Source organism: Demequina pelophila, assembly GCF_000971175.1.
GTDB lineage: Bacteria > Actinomycetota > Actinomycetes > Actinomycetales > Demequinaceae > Demequina > Demequina pelophila.
Genome location: NZ_BBLY01000001.1, coordinates 1153289 through 1172277, shown reverse-complemented (window position 1 = coordinate 1172277; position 18989 = coordinate 1153289). Strand labels below are relative to the sequence as shown.

Below are 18989 nucleotides of genomic sequence, written 5' to 3'. Positions count from 1 at the left end.
GGCTCAGTCTGGCAGCGAGTCGGCGAAGATCCGGATTGCCGCGCGGAGGAGTTCCGCGGTGCCCTCCCCGAACTTCTCGTAGGTCTTGCGGAAGCGCGGGTCCTCGACGTACATCTCGCCCAGGCCGCGGTAGGCGTCCCGGCCGGGCGTCCAGAAGGCCGACACCCACGCGTGGTGACGCGCGACCAGGGCCTGGACCGCCGCATCGTCCGGGGACGTGCCCGCGGCGGCGTGGCCGGCGATGCCGGCCGCGATCTGGGCGTGCTCGGCCAGGTGGGCCTCCCGCCCGCCCGCGCCCAGGCCCGCCCAGGCGGCGTGGGACCGGTCCACCGCATCGTCCCCCCAGCGCCCGCGCGCCTCGGGCTCGTAGCGGGACTGGTCGAATCCCTCGAACATGTCGGGCGCGGTCATGGGGGTTCCCTTCTCGAGGTGGTCGAGCGTGAGCTCGACCGTGGCGGCGAGTGTGGCGAGGCGCGCGCTGCGGGCGAGCAGCGCGGCGTGGTGGTCGCGGAGCAGGTCCGCGGTGAGTGCGGGGTCGTCGGTGTCGACGATGCTCGCGACGGTGCCGAGCGGGACGTCCAGTTCGCGCAGCACCAGGATGTGCTGGAGGCGCAGGAGCTCGGCCTCGCCGTAGCGGCGGCGGCCGTCCGGGCCGGTGCGCGCGGGGCGGAGCAGGCCGATCGCGTCGTAGTGGCGCAGGGTGCGGCTGGTCACGCCGGCCGTGCGCGCGAGCTCCGCGATGTCGATGTCCATGCGGGACACGCTAGAGGTTGACGTCGCGTCAACCACAAGCGGGCGCGCCAGGGCCCGGCGGCGGGAGCGCGTCCCGGCCGCCGGGCCCTGGTGATGGGGGGCCGCGTCGGCCGGTCAGTCGACCTCGATCGCGAACAGCGTCGTGGTGCCCGAGACCTCGTTGGCCACGGCGAGGAGCGGCTCGCCGGTGGGCGAGTCCTCCGCCGGGATGAAGGCGAGGCCCTCGGGGCCCAGGTCGCCGGCCTCCGGGGCATCGGCGTCGACCGTGAAGTCGCGGTTGTTGACGTAGGTGACGAAGAAGGCCGCGGCCGGGTCCGTCACGTCGTAGACCATGATGCCGCCGATGCGCTCGAGGCCGATGAACGCGTAGGTGCGCCCGTCGATCTCGCCGATGGTGACGGCCTCCGGCTCCGGGCCCTTGGCGTCCGAGCGGGAGTCGAAGTCGTCTGGGTCGTGGTCGTCGTTGCTCATGTTGAAGTACTCGGGCACGAGGTCGGCGGTGATGTCCTCGAAGTCGGAGCCCGAGTCGAAGACCTGCTCGCCGTCGGCGGTCCAGATGGAGAACGACCGCGCGCCGAACGAGTAGAGCTGGTCGTAGCAGCCCTCCGCCTCGTTGAAGCCGGAGGCCGTGGTGACGTCGAGCCGGAGCAGGTCCTCGTCGTCGGCGATGTCCGCGATGACGTTGTCGCACAGGAGGCCGTCCTCGAGCAGGTCCTCGATGCGGGTCGACTCCTCGAACTCGTCGACGCCCTCGTTCCAGTCGTCGCGCGCGTCGCCCTCGTTCGCGGTGACCAGGTAGGTCTCGCCGTCGGCCGTGTAGGAGGCGATCGCATCGGGCATGTACAGGCCCATGACGGGGGCGGTGCGGATGGCGATGCCGTCCTTGTCGGACGGGTCGAGCGCGTTCTCCGACAGCGAGTGGTCCTTGGCGCCCAGCGGCAGCAGCGCGGTGACGCGGGCGCTGGGGAGGTCGACCACCGCGACGGCGTTGTTCTCCTGGAGGGTGACGTAGGCCGTGTGCGAGGCGGCGTCGACCGTGACGTACTCCGGCTCGAGCCCCTCGGAGACGGGGTTGACCGGCTCCGCGAGCCCCGCGAAGATGCGCACGCCGTCCGGGAGCGCGTCCTCGAAGGCGTGGAACGTCGCGGTCTTGACCTGCTGCTGCTTCGGCGCCTCGACCTTCTTGGGCAGGCGCACCACCGTGATCGACCCCTCGGGGTCGATCGAGTAGTCCGCGTTGGGCTCGCCCTCGTTCGCGGCGACGGCGCGCTTGCCGTCCGGGGTGATGGTCACCATGTCCGGCAGGGCGCCCGCGCGCACCGCGCCGAGCGCCTCGCCCTCGCCTGCCGCGTCGAAGAACACCAGCCAGCCGTCGTCGGTCTTGGGGTCGTTCTCGACGGCGACCACGACCAGGCCGTCCTCGCGGACCGCGACCGAGTTCGCGACCGCGCCCTCGGGGATGACCGAGCCGTCCGCGGCGGTCACGCCGCGCGCGTCGAGCGAGAAGCCTTCGTCCGTCGGGGCGGTCGGGTCGCTCGCGTCGAGCACGCGAACCGAGCCGGCGTTGGCGTCGACGGCGAACAGCCGGGCGGTCGCGGCGTGGAAGACGACGATCTCCGCCGCGGACTCGTCGAACACGCCCGAGTCATGGCTGCCGATGGGCGTGAGCGCCAGGGCGGCGTCGGCGGCGCTGGTGGTGAACGGCGCGGCCACCACCGATGCCTGGGCGGGCATGGCGAGGGCGGTCGCGAGCGCGGCGGTCGCGCCGATCGCGGCGGCGCGACGGGCGCGGGTCGAGGGACGGGGGACTGGGGACATGCGGGGCCTCCGGGGCAGGGGCGCCCCCGCTGCGGCGCGCGGGCGCTCGGTACGTGATGGGTACTGGGTCGTGGTCGGCACTGGGTCGTGCTGAACACGGCGGCCGATGCGTGGAGGAGCTTCCTCCCCCTCCGCACCAGGCATTTCGACCATATGGCAGAGCGGCGGCGCGGCGTCAGGTGCGTAACCCAGCGTTCACTCAGCGTTTGCCATGCCGGCCCGGCCCGTGCATCGTCCCGTGGGGCGGGGCGGCGGGTTCTAGACTCGGCCCATGACCTCCTCGCCCGACATCAAGCCCCGCTCGCGCCAGGTGACCGACGGACTGGAGGCGACCGCCGCGCGCGGCATGCTCCGCGCCGTCGGGCTCGGCGACGAGGACTTCGCCAAGCCGCAGATCGGCATCGCGTCCTCCTGGAACGAGATCACGCCGTGCAACCTGTCCCTGCAGCGCCTCGCGCAGGCCTCGAAGAACGGCGTGCACGCCGCGGGCGGATATCCGCTCGAGTTCGGGACCATCTCCGTCTCCGACGGCATCGCGATGGGCCACGAGGGCATGCACTACTCGCTCGTGTCGCGCGACCTCATCGCGGACTCGGTCGAGACGGTGATGATGGCCGAGCGCCTCGACGGCTCGGTGCTGCTCGCGGGCTGCGACAAGTCGTTGCCGGGCATGCTCATGGCGGCCGCGCGTCTCGACCTCGCGTCGGTGTTCCTCTACGCGGGCTCGATCATGCCCGGGCACGTCACGCTGTCGGACGGCACGTCGAAGGACGTGACCGTGATCGACGCGTTCGAGGCCGTGGGCGCGTGCGCGCGCGGGCTCATGTCCGAGGAGGACCGCCTCCGCATCGAGAAGGCGATCTGCCCGGGCGAGGGCGCGTGCGGCGGCATGTACACCGCCAACACGATGGCCTCCGTGGGCGAGGCGATCGGCATGTCCGTGCCCGGCTCGGCCTCCCCGCCGTCGGCGGACCGTCGCCGCGACTACTACGCCGTGAAGTCCGGCGAGGCCGTCGTGGAGATGCTGCGCCGCGGCATCACCGCGCGCGACATCATGACCAAGGAGGCGTTCGAGAACGCGATCTCCGTGGTCATGGCGTTCGGCGGCTCGACCAACGCCGTGCTGCACCTGCTCGCGATCGCGAACGAGGCGCAGGTGGACCTCACGCTCGACGACTTCGCGCGTGTCGCGGCCCGCGTCCCGCACCTGGGCGACCTCAAGCCCTTCGGCCAGTTCGTCATGAACGACGTGGACCGCGTCGGGGGCGTGCCCGCCGTCATGAACACGCTGCTCGAGGCCGGGCTCATGCACGGCGACGTCATGACGGTCACCGGCCGCACGCTCGCGGAGAACATGGCCGAGCTCAAGCCCGCCACCATCGACGGCCGCGTGGTGCGCGCGCTCAACAACCCCATCCACAAGTCCGGCGGCATCACGATCCTGCGCGGGTCGCTGGCGCCCGAGGGCGCCGTGGTGAAGTCGGCCGGCTTCGACAACGACGTGTTCGAGGCGACCGCGCGCGTGTTCGACCGCGAGCGCGCCGCGCTGGACGCGCTCGAGGACGGCACCATCCAGGCGGGCGACTGCGTGGTCATCCGCTACGAGGGCCCCAAGGGCGGCCCCGGCATGCGCGAGATGCTCGCCATCACCGGTGCGATCAAGGGCGCGGGCCTGGGCAAGGACGTGCTGCTGGTCACCGACGGCCGCTTCTCCGGCGGCACCACCGGCCTGTGCGTGGGTCACATCGCCCCCGAGGCGGTCGACGGCGGCCCCATCGCGTTCGTGCGGGACGGCGACCGCATCACCCTGGACGTGGCGAACGGGACGCTCGAGCTGCTGGTCTCGGAGGAGGAGCTCGAGGCGCGCCGCGCCGACTGGGAGCCCATCCCCGCGCGGTACACGACCGGCGTGCTGGGCAAGTATCAGAAGCTCGTGGGCTCGGCGTCGAAGGGCGCGGTGCTCGGCTGATCTCGCCGTGGACACTGCGCACGGAATCGAGTGCGACACGCCGCGGATCGGGGCCGATGCGGGGTTCGGGCCCGGCGTGTTGCCGCTCCATCCGTGCGGAGTGTCCGAGGGCTCGTCGCCCGCGCGGCGCCGGCACGGCTGAGGGGAGTCGCACGTGATCGAGGCGGTCGAGGCCTTCACCGAGGCCAAGCGGGACGACCCGTCGCGCAATGAGGACGCCTTCGTGGTCGCCGAGCACTTTGCCGCGGTGATCGACGGCGTCACCTCGCTGTCCGAGGGCACCCTGCCCACGTCGGGCCGGCTCGCCGCGCAGGCGCTGGTCGAGGCCGTGCGGACGCTCGATCCCCGGGCGACGGCACGGGAGGCCGTCGACGCGCTGTCGCGGGCGGTCGCCGAGGTCGGCACGGGGCCTGCCGGGGTGCCGCGGGCCGCGGTCGCGATCGTGTCCGCCGCGCGGCGCGAGCTGTGGCGCGTGGGGGACTGCGGCGCGACGCTGATCGCCCCGCGGCAGGCGGTCTTCTTCGACGCCAAGTCCGTGGACGCGCTCACGGCCGATGCCCGGGCGCTGGTGCTCCAGGCCCACCTCGCTCGCGGGGCCTCGCGGAAGTCGCTGCTCGCCGAGGACCCGGCCTGGCCGTTCGTCGTCCCCTTCGTCGAGGCGCAATGGGAGCATGCCAACGCCGTGGGGGAGTTCGGCTTCGGCGTGATCGACGGGGGCGAGGTGCCGGACGCGCACCTGCATGTGGACCCGCTGGGCCCCGAGCCGATCGAGATCGCGCTGTACTCGGACGGGTTCCTGCCCGGGTCGACGACCCTGGCCGAGGCGGAGGCGGCGCTGTCCGCGGCGCTCGCGCGCGACCCCCTGTGCATCGAGGAGCTCCGCGGCACCAAGGGCCCGCATCCGGCGACGGGCCGGATGGACGACCGCACCTTCGTGAGGGTCCGGCTGCCTGGGGTGTGAGGGGCTGGGGTCTGTGGCCCTCTGCGCGGCCGTCCGGGACACTGGGGACCGCTCTTCGGGGGCCGATGCGCGCTGCGGGACAGTGCGGACCGCGGGTGCCGCCGTACATCGGTCCGCAGTGTCCCGCAGGGCGCGCGAGTCCCAGTCTGGCGGTCCTCACTGTCCCGGTCGCGAGGTGCGATCGTGGCCGGAGGGCGATCCCGGCCGAACCCCGAACCCCAAACCCCAAACCCCGGACACTGCGCACGGAATCGATCGCGACGCGCCGCGCGCCGAGCCCCGCGCGCAGCCGGAGCCCGGCGTGTCGCCCGCCCATCCGTGCGGAGTGTCCAGGGGAGGGCGTCTCACCATTCGATATCGTGAACCAAAATGTGAGATGAGGCGTCCGGATGGTGAGGGGTGGGCCCCGGGTGCGCCTATTGTCGGACCATGCAGACGATTCTTGTACGAGTTATCGGGCGCGCGGACTAGCCCCGGAACCACGACACCGTCCGCGCGCAGACCCCGACAGCCGCACCGGCCGAGGGGTCTTCCCATGCGAGGCGGACACGGAATCGCCTCGACGACGACGAGGAGAGAAGATGGCACAGGCCACGGCCAAGCCCGGCGCTTCGGCGCCGCGGCCCTCCGACGCGGCGAAGTCGCGCCCCGGCGCCGCCGGCGCCACTGCCGCCACGACCCAGAGCACCGCGAACGGCACCCCCGACGCCGACCCCGCCGCGCCCCGCATGGCGCGCCCCACGCCGCAGTCCAACCCGGACCCGAGCCTGCTGGGCCGGGAGATGACCGGCGCGGAGGCGATCATCCGCGCGCTCGAGTGCGCGGGGGCCACGGACGTGTTCGGCATCCCGGGTGGCGCGATCCTGCCCACGTACGACCCGCTGCTCGACTCGAAGCAGCTCAAGCACGTGCTGGTCCGCCACGAGCAGGGCGCCGGCCACGCCGCGCAGGGCTACGCGCACGCCACGGGCAAGGTGGGCGTCTGCATCGCCACCTCGGGCCCCGGCGCCACCAACCTGGTGACCGCCATCGCGGACGCGAACATGGACTCGATCCCCATGGTCGCGATCACCGGCCAGGTGGGCGCGAGCATGATCGGCACGGACGCCTTCCAGGAGGCGGACATCGTGGGCATCACCGCCCCCATCACCAAGCACAACATGCTGGTGACGGACCCCAAGGACATCCCCAAGGCCATCGCGGAGGCCTTCTACATCGCGAGCCACGGCCGCCCCGGCCCGGTGCTCGTCGACGTGGCCAAGTCCGCGCAGCAGGCCATGACCACGTTCACCTGGCCCGAGCGCATCGAGCTGCCCGGCTTCAACTCGGGCGCCCGCCCGCACATGAAGACGGTGCAGGAGGCCGCGCGCCTGCTCGCCACGGCCCGCCGCCCGGTCCTCTACGTGGGCGGCGGCGTGATCCGCTCCGGCGCCTCCGAGGGTCTGCGCCGGCTCACCGACGTCTCCGGCGCGGCCGTCGTCACCACGCTCATGGCCCGCGGCGCCCTGCCCGACAGCCACCCGCAGCACCTGGGCATGCCCGGCATGCACGGCACGGTCGCGGCCGTCGCCGCGCTGCAGAAGGCGGACCTGGTGGTCTCCCTGGGCGCCCGCTTCGACGACCGCGTCACCGGCAAGCTGGACAGCTTCGCCCCGCACGCGACCATCGTGCACGCGGACATCGACCCCGCGGAGATCGGCAAGAACCGCGCCGTCGACGTGCCCATCGTGGGCGACCTCAAGGACGTCTTCGCCGCGCTGGTGCCGGCCCTCGAGGAGGAGCACCTCAAGCACGGCCGGCCCGACCTCGAGGCCTGGTGGCACCAGCTCGACGACTGGCGCACCACCTACGCCCTGGGTTACACCCCCACCGGCGACGGCCTGTCCAGCCCGCAGCACGTCATCCAGCGCCTGGGCGAGCTCAACGACCCCGAGTCCACCATCTACGTCTCGGGCGTGGGCCAGCACCAGATGTGGGCCAGCCAGTTCATCCGCTACGAGCGCCCCAACACGTGGATCAACTCGGGCGGCCTGGGCACCATGGGCTTCTCCGTCCCGGCCGCGATGGGCGCCCAGGTGGGCATGCCCGACCTCCGCGTGTGGGCCATCGACGGCGACGGCTGCTTCCAGATGACCAACCAGGAGCTGGTCACCTGCGCGATCAACCAGATCCCCATCAAGGTCGCGATCATCAACAACTCGTCCCTGGGCATGGTCCGCCAGTGGCAGACGCTGTTCTACGACCAGCGCTACTCCAACACGGACCTGCACACGGGCCACGGCACCGCCCGCATCCCGGACTTCCTCAAGCTCGCGGAGGCCATGGGCTGCGTGGGCCTGCGCTGCGAGTCCGACGCGGACGTGGACGCCACCATCCGCACCGCCAACGCCATCAACGACCGTCCGGTGGTCGTGGACTTCACCGTCTCGCGCGACGCGATGGTGTGGCCCATGGTCGCCGCCGGCAAGTCCAACGACGAGATCCAGTACGCCCACGGCATCGCGCCGGAGTGGGACCGCGAGGAGCAGTGATGACCACTCACACCCTGTCCGTGCTGGTGGAGAACAAGCCCGGCGTGCTCGCGCGCGTCGCGGGCCTGTTCTCCCGCCGAGCCTTCAACATCCACTCGCTGGCCGTGGGCCAGACCGAGCACCCGGAGATCTCCCGCATCACCGTCGTGGTGGACGTGGACGAGCTCCCTCTCGAGCAGGTGACCAAGCAGCTCAACAAGCTGGTCAACGTGCTCAAGATCGTCGAGCTCGAGTCCGACCGCTCGGTCCAGCGCGACCTGCTGCTGGTCAAGGTGCGCTGCGACTCCCGCCAGCGCGCGGACGTCCTGCAGATCGTCGACCTGTTCCGCGCGCACGTCGTCGACGTGGCCCCCGACTCGGTGGTCATCGAGGCCGTGGGCAACCCGTCCAAGCTGCAGGCGCTGCTCGCGGCCTTCCAGCCCTACGACGTCCGCGAGATCGTCCAGTCCGGCACCGTCGCCATCGGCCGCGGGTCGCGCTCCATCACCGAGCGCGCCCTCGAGAAGGTCGCCACCGCCTAGGTGAGGGACGATGCACGGCCTCCCCGGCATCGTCCCCCGCCAGTTCCCGGCCCAGAAAACCACTACCGTCAGACCCACCACAGCAGATCAAGGAGACTCCCAGCATGGCTGAGCTGTACTACGAGCAGGACGCCGACCTCGCGATCATCCAGGGCAAGAAGGTGGCCGTCGTCGGCTACGGGTCCCAGGGTCACGCGCACGCGCAGAACCTGCGCGACTCCGGTGTCGAGGTCCGCGTCGCGCTGCGCGAGGGCTCCAAGTCCGCGGCGAAGGCGGAGGCGGACGGCTTCACCGTGCTGCCCGTGGGCGAGGCGACCGCGTGGGCGGACGTCATCATGATCCTCGCGCCGGACCAGCACCAGCGCGGCATCTTCACCGAGCAGATCCAGCCGAACCTCGCGCCCGGCAAGGCGCTCGCGTTCGCGCACGGCTTCAACATCCGCTTCGGCCTCATCGAGGCGCCCGAGGGCGTCGACGTCATCCTCATCGCCCCCAAGGCCCCGGGCCACACCGTGCGCCGCGAGTACGTCGCGGGCCGCGGCATCCCGGACATCATCGCCGTCGAGGTCGACGCGACCGGCACCGCCTGGGACCTCGCGAAGTCGTACGCCAAGGGCATCGGCGGCACGCGCGCCGGCGTCATCAAGACCACCTTCACCGAGGAGACCGAGACCGACCTGTTCGGCGAGCAGGCCGTGCTGTGCGGCGGCATGTCGCACCTGGTCCAGACCGGCTTCGAGGTCCTCACCGAGGCCGGCTACCAGCCCGAGATCGCCTACTTCGAGGTGCTGCACGAGCTCAAGCTCATCGTCGACCTCATGTGGGAGGGCGGCATCACCAAGCAGCGCTGGTCCATCTCCGACACGGCCGAGTACGGCGACTACGTCTCCGGCCCGCGCGTGGTCACCCCCGAGGTCAAGGCCTCGATGCAGGCGATCCTCGCGGACATCCAGTCGGGTGCGTTCGCCAAGCGCTTCATCGACGACCAGGACGCGGGCGCGCCCGAGTTCACCGCGCTGCGCAAGAAGGAGGAGTCGCACCCGATCGAGGCGACCGGCCAGGAGCTGCGCAAGCTCTTCGCGTGGTCGACCGCGACCGCCGACTCGGACTACGTGGACGGCCAGACCGCGCGATGACCACGTACCGCCTCGCGGTGGTCGCCGGCGACGGCATCGGCCCGGAGGTCGTGGCGGAGGGGCTCAAGTGCCTCGCCGCCGCGACCGAGGGGACGGACCTCGCGTTCGAGACCACCGAGTTCGACCTGGGCGCGCGCCGCTGGCACGCGACGGGGGAGACCCTGACCGATGCGGACCTCGCCGCGATCCGGGAGCACGACGTGATCCTGCTGGGCGCCATCGGCGACCCCACGGTGCCGTCGGGCGTCCTCGAGCGCGGGCTGCTGCTCAAGCTCCGCTTCGAGCTCGACCAGTACGTCAACCTGCGCCCGTCGCGCCTGTACCCCGGCGAGGTCTCGCCGCTGAGCGAGCCCGGCGACATCGACTTCGTGGTGGTCCGCGAGGGCACCGAGGGCCCCTACGTGGGCAACGGCGGCGCGCTGCGCGTCAACACGCCCCACGAGATCGCCACCGAGGTGTCCGTCAACACCCGCCACGGCGTCGAGCGCGTGGTGCGCTTCGCGTTCGCCACGGCGGCGGGCCGCGAGCGCAAGCACGTCACGCTGGTGCACAAGCACAACGTGCTGGTCCACGCCGGCCACCTGTGGCGCCGCACGGTCGAGGCCGTCGCGCCGGAGTTCCCGGACGTCACGTGGGACTACCTGCACGTCGACGCGGCGACCATCAAGCTGGTGACGGCCCCCGCATCGTTCGACGTGATCGTCACGGACAACCTGTTCGGCGACATCCTCACGGACGAGGCGGCGGCGATCTCCGGCGGCATCGGCCTCGCGGCCTCCGGCAACGTCAACCCCGACCGCACCGGGCCGTCGATGTTCGAGCCGGTTCACGGCTCGGCGCCCGACATCGCCGGGCAGGGGATCGCGGACCCCTCCGCGACCGTGCTGTCCGTCGCGATGATGCTTGACTTCCTGGGGCACGCGGACCTCGCGCGCCGGGTCGAGGACGCGGTGGCGGCCGATGCGGCGGAGAAGTCCGCGTCGGGCGGCGCCCCTCGCTCGACCTCCCAGGTGGGCGACGCGCTCGCCGCGAGGATTCGGGGCTAGGGCGCGCGGCGTCCGCGCACTACAGCTCCCGTCCCCGCGCACCGCGTCCCCGCGCACCAGAGCTCCCGGCGAGGTGCTGAGTGCCCGAATCGACTGATTTCGAGCACTCAGCACCTCGCGGGACGCATGGAACAGCATCAAGGAAGGCCAAAGAAGTGACCCACCTCGTTCCCTCCCCGACGGCGGAGGCCTTCCGCGTGGTCCCGCACCCCGCCCCGGCGACGGCGGCGGAGCGCGCCGAGCGGCTGAGCGACCTCAGGTTCGGCACCACGTTCACGGACCACATGGCGCGCATCACCTGGAGCGCCGGGCGTGGCTGGGAGGACCGCCGCGTCGAGCCGTACGGGCCCATCCCCATGGACCCGGCCGCCTCCGTCCTGCACTACGCGCAGGAGGTGTTCGAGGGGCTCAAGGCGTACCGCTGGGCCGACGGCTCCATCCATCTGTTCCGCCCGGAGGCCAACGCCGAGCGCCTCCAGCGCAGCGCCGCCCGCCTCGCCCTGCCCGAGCTCCCGGTCGAGGACTTCCTGGCCTCGATCCACGCGCTGCTCGAGCTCGACCACGCCTGGGTGCCGGACGCGCCCGAGACGAGCCTGTACCTGCGGCCCTTCCTCATCGGCACGGACGTCTTCCTGGGCCTGCGTCCCTCGCGCAAGGTGGAGTACCTGCTCATCGCCTCGCCGTCCGGCCCGTACTTCCGCGGCGGCGTCGCGCCGGTGTCCATCTGGGTGGAGCGCGACTACCACCGCGCCGGCCCCGGCGGCACGGGCGCGGCCAAGTGCGGAGGCAACTACGCCGCGGCGCTGCGCCCCCAGGTCGAGGCGGCCCAGCGCGGCTTCGACCAGGTGCTCTACCTCGACGCCGCGACCGGCTCGGTCCTCGAGGAGCTGGGCGGCATGAACGTGTTCGCCGTGCGCACCGACGGCACCGTCCTCACGCCCATCATCAACGGCAACATCCTCGAGGGCATCACCCGCGCCTCGGTCATCGCCCTGCTCGAGGACCAGGATCTCAAGGTGATCGAGCGGGACATCTCGCTCGACGAGCTGCGCGACGGCGTCGAGTCCGGCGAGATCGCGGAGGTGTTCGCGTGCGGCACCGCCGCGATCGTCACCCCGGTGGGCCGGATCGCCTCGACCGACTTCGAGGTGGGCACCGGCGACCAGCCCGGTCCCGTCACCCTCGAGGTGCGCCGGCGCCTCACGGACATCCAGTACGGCCGCGCCGAGGACACCTACGGCTGGATGCGCCGCGCGCTGTAAATACGGCGTGTGGATCTCGCCACACCGCACCCTACGCTTCCGTAACCTACGGGTGCGTAAGTTAAGGTGGGGGGCATGGCTCACGCACCCATGTCTGCTCCCGGACTCGCCAACGTCGACGACCGGATGAACCTCAGCGCGCTCCTCGCCGCGCGCGCCACCGCCCACCCCGAGCGCACCTTCGCCGAGGTCAAGGACGAGGCCGGCAACTGGTCGCCCGTCTCGCTGCCCGACTTCCATGCGCGCGTCCGCGCCGTCGCCAAGGGCCTGATGGCCGCGGGCGTCCAGGCCGGCGACCGCATCGGCTTCATGGGCGAGACCAGCCTCGAGTGGTCGGTCATCGACTTCGCGGCCTTCACCGCCGGCGCCATCGCCGTGCCGTTCTACCCGAGCTCCTCGGCCTCGCAGTGCGCGTGGATCGTGGAGGATGCCGGCATCCGCATCGTCGCCGCCCAGACCGAGGCCCAGCGCGAGCTGCTCGCCGGCCTCGACCAGGCGCCCACCGTGGTCGCGCTCACCGCGGAGGGCCTCGACGAGCTCGCCGCATCCGGCGCCCACATCACGGACGAGGACCTCGACGCGCGCTCCGCGGACGTCACGCTGGACGACCTGGCGACCATCATCTACACCTCCGGCACCACCGGCCGCCCCAAGGGCGCGATGCTCACGCACCGCAACCTGGTCGAGCACTCGGAGAACGTCGCGCTCGACCCCAACGTGGGCGAGTTCGTCGCGGGGGAGACCCGCGTGCTGCTGTTTCTGCCGCTCGCGCACGTGTTCGCGCGCCTGGCGATGGTGCTGTCGCTGTCGACCGGCTCGGTCATCGGCTACAGCCCCAGCCACAAGACGCTCGCCGCGGACCTTGCGTCCTTCCGCCCCACGTGGATGCCGCTCGTGCCGCGCGTGCTCGAGACCATCTACAACCGTGCGGACGCCGCGCAGTCCGGCCTCAAGAAGAAGATCTTCCGCTGGTCCGCGAAGGTCGCCCGCGACGTCTCGGCCGCGCAGGAGACCGGCGGCCCGTCCGCCGCTCTCGCCGCGAAGTTCAAGATCGCCGATGCGCTGGTCCTGGGCAAGATCCGCCACCTCCTGGGTGGGCAGCTGGGCTACGTTCTGGTGGGCGGCGCGAAGCTGACCCCGTCCATCGGCCACTTCTTCCGCGGCCTGGGCGTCACCGTGCTCCAGGGCTACGGCCTCACCGAGACCGCCGCCGCCGCCGTGGGCACCCCCGCCAAGGGCCAGATCATGGGCACCGTGGGCGGCCCCATCACCGGCGGCGAGATGATGGTCGACGAGTCCGGCGAGATCCTGCTGCGCGGCGTCAACCTGTTCTCCGGCTATTGGAATGCGCCGGAGGCCACCGCGGAGGTCATGCGCGACGGCTGGTTCGCCACCGGCGACCTGGGCGAGATCGTCGACGGCCACCTCACCATCACCGGCCGCAAGAAGGAGATCCTGGTCCTGTCCTCGGGCAAGAACATCCAGCCCGCGGTCCTCGAGGACTCCCTGCGCTCGCACCCGGCCATCCAGGACTCCGTGGTCGTGGGCGACCACCGCCACTTCGTCTCCGCGCTGGTCGCGCTCGACCCGGTGCTGCTGCCCGCGTGGCTCAAGGCCCACGAGCTGCCCGAGATGTCCGTCGAGGAGGCCTCGGTCAACGACCGCGTGCGCGAGCTCATCGGCCGCGCGATCGCCAAGGCCAACGAGCACGTCTCCCGCGCCGAGGCCATCCGCGAGTACCGCATCCTCCCGCGCGAGTTCACCGAGGCTCGCGAGGAGATCACCGCCTCGCTCAAGGTCCGCCGCGCCGTGGTCATGGACCACTTCTCGGACGTGGTCGAGTCGATCTACGCGGGGTCGGCCAAGCCCGCCTGATCGGCTTCCTTCCCCCGGACGATGCGCCGGTCCCCTCGCGCCCGGCCCTCCTCCTGGCCATGATGGGGGGACGACCCTCGCATCGTCCCTAGGAGGAACGCCGTGCCCGTCAAGGACCTCGCCCTGTCCAGCCCCGAGATCGTGTCGGGTTCGCGCATGCGGGACCGGTTCGCCGGCCAGGAGGGTGCGGAGACGCCACGGCTGACGGTGAGGGGCATCCCGGCGGGGACGGTCGAGCTCGCGATCGTGTGCCACGACCCGGACGCGCCCCTGCCGCTGGGGTTCACACACTGGACGCACTACGGGCTGCCTCCGGTCGAGGGGGAGATCGACCTGAGCGCCGGCCGGCCCGGGCTCAACGACGACGGCGGGCACGGCTACGTGGGCCCCTTCCCGCCCGAGGGTCACGGCGACCACCACTACTACTTCTGGGTCTACGCGCTCAACCGCCGCGTGGCCGGCCTCCCCACGCGCGACGAGTTCCTGCACCAGTACGGTGACGCGATGATCGAGCAGGCGCGGTTCGTGGCCACCTACTCGCTGTAGGGCGCGGGCCGGGGCGTTCTGCCCGGTCTGGGCCCGCGCTCGGCCCCGCCCGGCCCAGCCCGGCCCCGCCCGGCCCTGCGAGTCCGGCCCCCGCGGCCCCCGTGCCCGGCTCCCCGCGCCCGGCAGAGCGGATTGTGTCGTTTTCCGGGCACCCGTGCGTCTCACAGAGCGAATCGTGTCGGTGGCGCGCCTCAAACGCCGGAGAGCGCGGGAGTGGTTGTCGTCGTGCTCCGCGAATTCATGCGCGATGCACGGCCGCGTGCATCCCGCATGAATTCGCGGAGGCACGCGAAAGCAGATCCGACGTGCTCCGGTTGCGAGACCTCTTCAACGGCGGGACGCTGAAGAGTCACAGGAGACGTCATGACCACTACTGCACAGATCGATGAGCCCGGCCCGCAGCAGGTCGCGCCCGCCGCCCACGCGCCCGCCGCACCGGAGACAGCCGAGTACGCTGCCGCCCACCACGCGCGCCTCGCCCGATTCCTCCCGCGCCGCCCTTACCGCGACGACGACCACTTCCGCGAGGTCGAGCGCGAACTCTGGGCCAGCCACGGCAGGCCGGACCCGGTCGAGAGATGGGTGACCGCGGAGACGTTCGGCAACCGCCTGCGCGTCCTCGACCACGGCGAGGGCCGCACGGTGCTGATGGTGCACGGCATCCCGAGCGCGGCATCGTCCTTGGTGGCCATGGCGCGAGCGCTCGACGGCACCCGCGTGCTCGCCGTCGACCGGCCCGGGTGTGGGCTGAGCGAGCCCATCGACTACGGACCCCTGGACCGCGACCAGATCATCGGCGCGATCACCTCCAACCTCGCGGCCGCGGCGGAGCAGCTGGCCGACGGTCCCGTCGATGTCGTGGGCGCGTCGCTGGGCGGGATGGCGGCGCTGACGTTCGCGGCCCGGCGGCCGGATTTGGTGCGCAGCGTGATCCTCGCGGGCGTGCCGTCGGTGAGGGGACTGCACCTGCCGCGGGACCTGCGCCTCGCGACCCTCGAGCCGGTGGGGCGCGTGGTCGCGCGGCGGTGGGTGACCCGGCGCGACTTCGTGCACGTGCTGCGCGCGCAGGGCCACGACGACCTGCTCGAGGCCGGCTGGCTCGACGGCGCGGAGCTCGAGTGGCGGCTCGCGCTGGCCCGGCACACGGACACCTTCACCCACGAGATGCAGCTGCTCAGCCGGGCCGCGACCTGGCGCGGAGTGCGCGCGGACTGGCTGCCCGGTCGCGCGGAGCTGGAGTCGCTCCAGGCGCCGTCGCTGTGGTGGATCGGCGACAAGGACCCGTTCGCGGGCCCGGCGCGCGTCCGGGCGTGGGCCCAGCACGCGCCGCGTTCCCGCGTGGTGGTGCAGGAGGGGACCGGCCACCAGCCGTGGAACCCGGACCCGGAGAGCGTCGGACGGGCCATCCGCGAATGGTGGGCCGGCGTGGAGTCCGTGGCCGCGTAGATCCCGAACCCCCGGGGGCATGTTGCGTCGGCCCGCCCCGGCGTACCCTGACGCGATCGAGGAGGGCCCATGTCCGCATTGGCGATCGAGACCCACGGCCTCACCAAGGTCTACGGAGACACCCGCGCGGTCGACGGCATCGACCTGAGCATCGCGCGCGGCGGCGTGCACGGCTTCCTGGGCCCCAACGGCGCCGGCAAGACCACCGCGATCCGGATGCTCGCGACGCTGATCCGGCCGGACGCCGGCACGGCCCGCGTGCTCGGCAGGGACGTGATCCACGAGGCCGATGCGGTGCGTTCCCAGGTGAGCCTCACCGGCCAGTTCGCGTCCGTCGACGAGGACCTCACCGGCCTCGAGAACCTGGTCCTCATCGCGCGCCTCTACGGCTACCGCGGCGCCGCGGCGACCAGGCGGGCGGCGGATCTGCTCGAGGCGTTTGGCCTGGCCGATGCGGCGGACCGTCCTGTGAAGAAGTACAGCGGCGGGATGCGCAGGCGTGTGGACATCGCCGCGTCGATCGTCGCCACGCCGGAGCTGCTGTTCCTCGACGAGCCCACCACGGGCCTCGACCCGCGGGCACGCAACGAGGTGTGGGACATCATCCGTGCGCTGGTCGCGCACGGCACCACCGTGATGCTCACCACGCAGTACCTGGACGAGGCCGACCAGCTCGCGGACCGCATCTCCGTCATCGACTCCGGCAAGATCATCGCGGAGGGCACCAGTTCCGAACTCAAGCACTCGGTGGGGGCGGGCGCGCTGCACGTGCGCGTCATGCACCGCGACGACCGTGAGGCCGCGCGCCGGATCCTGGTGCGCGAGCTCGACGTGACGGTCGACACCGCCAACGACCCGCAGCTGCTGGTCGCGGCGCTCGACGACCGGTCGCGCGCCATGCGCGCGCTCACCGCGCTCGAGGAGGCGCGGATCGACCTGGCCCAGTTCGCGCTCGGCCAGCCGACGCTCGACGAGGTGTTCCTCGCCCTCACCGGCCACGAGGCCGAGCGCCCCGACACCGACCGCCCCGAGGGCACGGAGGAGGCGGCATGACCACCCAGGCCGCGCCCGAACCCACGGCGACGGCGCCGACCGAGGCCGCCATCGCATCGGCGCTCGCGAGCGGCGCGAGGCCTCCGCGACCCGGCGCGCTCACCACGTCCGTCACCTTCGGATGGCGCGCCCTGCTCAAGATCAAGCACATCCCCGAGCAGCTGTTCGACGTCACGGTCTTCCCGGTGATGATGACGCTGATCTTCACGTACCTGTTCGGCGGGGCGATCGCGGGCTCCACGGCGGACTACATCGCGTACCTGGCGCCCGGCATCCTGGTGCAGTCGGTGCTGTTCATCACCATGTACACGGGCGCGACGCTGCGCGAGGACATCGACAAGGGCGTCTTCGACCGCTTCCGGTCACTGCCCATCTGGCGGCCCAGCGCGCTCGTGGGGATGCTGCTGGGCGATGCGGTGCGCTACACGGTGGCCGCGACGGTGACGGGGATCGTGTGCGTGCTCGTGGGCTGGCGGCCGGACGGCGGGTTCGTGGGCGTGGCCCTCGGCGTGCTGGTCCTGCTGGTGTTCGCGTTCGCCCTGGGGTGGATCTGGATCTTCCTGGGGCTGCTGCTGCGGTCGCAGCGGGCCGTCATGGGGGTGTCGATGATGGTGCTGATGCCGCTGGTGTTCGGCTCCAACATCTTCGCGGACCCGGCGACCATGCCCGGGTGGCTGCAGGGCTGGATCGAGGTCAACCCCGTGGCGCACGTGGTCAACGCGGTGCGCGCGCTCATGGACGGCGTGGCCGTGGGCGGGGAGTGGGTGTGGGTGCTCGGGTGGTCGGCGGCGCTGGTGCTCGTGTTCGGCTCGCTCACCATGTGGCGGTACCGGGACCCGCGGTGACCCTCGACACATGTGAGATTCGCCATGCGGATGTGGTCATCTTCGGCTCCCGCAATCTGCTTAGCATGGCGGTGAGCACGCATGAGTCGGGAACTGCGGGGCCGCCGCGCTGAAGCGGCACTCCGTCCGCGCTCAGACGGTTTCGACCGCCGCGCGATGCTTCGACCACTATTGCGCTCAAGCTATCGCTGAGGAGAATCATGTCCGATCAGATCACCACGCCTCCCGTCGCGCCGGTGCCGCCGACGTCGGCAGCGCCCGTCAAGAAGGGCTTCGCGGTCACCGCGCTCGTCCTTGGAATCATCGCCATCGTCGGAAGCTGGATGCCTCTGCTGAACGTGGGCTCGATGTTCATCGGTTTCATCGGCCTCGTCTTCGGCGTCATCGCCACGGTCCAGGCGTTCAAGGGCACTGCGGCTGGCAAGGGCATGGCAATTGCCGGAACCGTCCTGTCGGCGCTCGCGATCATCTTCGCGATGATGGTGAACTCCGCTGCCGTCAGCGCTGTCGACGAGGCTCTCGACGAGGCTCGCGGCGACATCTCGGCTCAGGCCCCGGCCGATGACGCCTCCGACGACGACACGACGGGCGACGTCGAGGGCTCCACTGCCGACGAGGACGTCGCCGACGAAGAGCCCGCGGAGGCGGCCACGACCGTCGGCACTTTCGAGAACCCCGCCGCTATTGGCGACGGCACCGTGTGGACCTTCACTCAGGGCGGCAACGCCTGGGAGATCGTGTTCGAGTCCGTTGAGGTAGTCGAGGCCTGGGCCGGCGACGGCGATGTCGCCGTGCTGCTGGGCACCGCTACGCCCACCGAGATCGCGGACGGCGCCACCTCGAGCTGGGCGTCGTTCCCGAGCTTCGACTGGTTCGCGGGTGGAACCACCGTGGAGGACACGTACTCGATGGTCGACTCCGACGCGTTCGAGGGCTACCGCACCAGCATCGACCTCAAGGGCACCGTGGGCACGGAGATGAAGTTCCGGACCTCCGTGGGCCTGCCTGACGGCGTCACCCCCGAGCTGATCGAGGTCAGCACCATGTTCGGCAGCGAGGACCTGTACCTCTCGACCGGCCTCTGAGTCGTAGCGCTCTCTACGCGAGCCGCGGATCCCACCTGGGATCCGCGGCTCGCGCGCGTTGTGGACGCCGACACAATCCGCTCCCTGAGGCGCATCGCCGGCCCGCAACCGTCACGATTCGCTCTAGCGGGGGAGAGAGGGG

General features: G+C 71.7%; 15 protein-coding genes. 13 read left to right on the top strand and 2 right to left on the bottom strand.

Annotated features, from left to right (window positions below; genetic code table 11):
- Window positions 1-3: 3 nt before the first annotated feature.
- The gene (locus AOM03_RS05375; RefSeq protein ID WP_062378905.1) at window positions 4-753 is read right to left on the bottom strand and encodes a MerR family transcriptional regulator; all 750 of its coding nucleotides are present in this window, start codon (window positions 751-753) and stop codon (window positions 4-6) included.
- 114 nt (window positions 754-867) lie between these two features.
- Complete coding sequence (locus AOM03_RS05370) at window positions 868-2571, bottom strand: choice-of-anchor I family protein (RefSeq protein WP_062378902.1); 1704 nt, start codon at window positions 2569-2571, stop codon at window positions 868-870.
- 271 nt (window positions 2572-2842) lie between these two features.
- Here AOM03_RS05370 and ilvD point away from each other — a divergent pair, with 271 nt between their 5' ends.
- From ilvD to AOM03_RS05305, 13 genes are all read left to right on the top strand, one after another.
- Entirely contained in the window at window positions 2843-4540 is a 1698-nt protein-coding gene (ilvD, locus tag AOM03_RS05365) for a dihydroxy-acid dehydratase (protein WP_062378899.1), read from the top strand.
- A 154-nt stretch (window positions 4541-4694) separates the two neighbouring features.
- Window positions 4695-5501, top strand: a complete 807-nt coding sequence (locus AOM03_RS05360) for a hypothetical protein (RefSeq protein ID WP_062378896.1) — start codon at window positions 4695-4697, stop codon at window positions 5499-5501.
- Between the two features lie 581 nt (window positions 5502-6082).
- Window positions 6083-8032, top strand: coding sequence for an acetolactate synthase large subunit (locus AOM03_RS05355; protein ID WP_169746413.1), 1950 nt, complete (start codon window positions 6083-6085; stop codon window positions 8030-8032).
- Window positions 8032-8553 (top strand): acetolactate synthase small subunit, encoded by a 522-nt coding sequence (gene ilvN, locus AOM03_RS05350; protein ID WP_062378894.1) that lies wholly within the window; start codon window positions 8032-8034, stop codon window positions 8551-8553. Before AOM03_RS05355 ends, ilvN begins: the two co-directional genes overlap by 1 nt.
- Before the next feature lie 104 nt (window positions 8554-8657).
- A complete protein-coding gene (gene ilvC / locus AOM03_RS05345) occupies window positions 8658-9689 on the top strand; it encodes a ketol-acid reductoisomerase (protein ID WP_062378891.1) in 1032 nt (343 codons plus the stop codon).
- A complete protein-coding gene (locus AOM03_RS05340) occupies window positions 9686-10735 on the top strand; it encodes a 3-isopropylmalate dehydrogenase (RefSeq protein ID WP_062378889.1) in 1050 nt (349 codons plus the stop codon). Before ilvC ends, AOM03_RS05340 begins: the two co-directional genes overlap by 4 nt.
- Before the next feature lie 155 nt (window positions 10736-10890).
- The gene (locus tag AOM03_RS05335; RefSeq protein WP_062378887.1) at window positions 10891-11997 is read left to right on the top strand and encodes a branched-chain amino acid aminotransferase; all 1107 of its coding nucleotides are present in this window, start codon (window positions 10891-10893) and stop codon (window positions 11995-11997) included.
- Window positions 11998-12072: 75 nt separating this feature from the next.
- A complete protein-coding gene (locus AOM03_RS05330; RefSeq protein WP_062378885.1) occupies window positions 12073-13872 on the top strand; it encodes an AMP-dependent synthetase/ligase in 1800 nt (599 codons plus the stop codon).
- A 102-nt stretch (window positions 13873-13974) separates the two neighbouring features.
- Window positions 13975-14418 carry a YbhB/YbcL family Raf kinase inhibitor-like protein gene (locus AOM03_RS05325; RefSeq protein WP_227589890.1) on the top strand — a complete coding sequence of 148 codons (444 nt, stop codon included), beginning with the start codon at window positions 13975-13977 and terminating at the stop codon, window positions 14416-14418.
- A 363-nt stretch (window positions 14419-14781) separates the two neighbouring features.
- Window positions 14782-15864 (top strand): alpha/beta fold hydrolase, encoded by a 1083-nt coding sequence (locus AOM03_RS05320; protein ID WP_062378884.1) that lies wholly within the window; start codon window positions 14782-14784, stop codon window positions 15862-15864.
- Between the two features lie 69 nt (window positions 15865-15933).
- On the top strand, window positions 15934-16917 hold the full coding sequence (locus AOM03_RS05315) for an ATP-binding cassette domain-containing protein (RefSeq protein ID WP_062378883.1): 984 nt from the start codon (window positions 15934-15936) through the stop codon (window positions 16915-16917).
- Window positions 16914-17762 (top strand): ABC transporter permease, encoded by an 849-nt coding sequence (locus tag AOM03_RS05310; protein ID WP_062378882.1) that lies wholly within the window; start codon window positions 16914-16916, stop codon window positions 17760-17762. Before AOM03_RS05315 ends, AOM03_RS05310 begins: the two co-directional genes overlap by 4 nt.
- 200 nt (window positions 17763-17962) lie before the next feature.
- Window positions 17963-18847 (top strand): DUF4190 domain-containing protein, encoded by an 885-nt coding sequence (locus AOM03_RS05305; RefSeq protein WP_062378881.1) that lies wholly within the window; start codon window positions 17963-17965, stop codon window positions 18845-18847.
- Window positions 18848-18989: the final 142 nt, after the last annotated feature.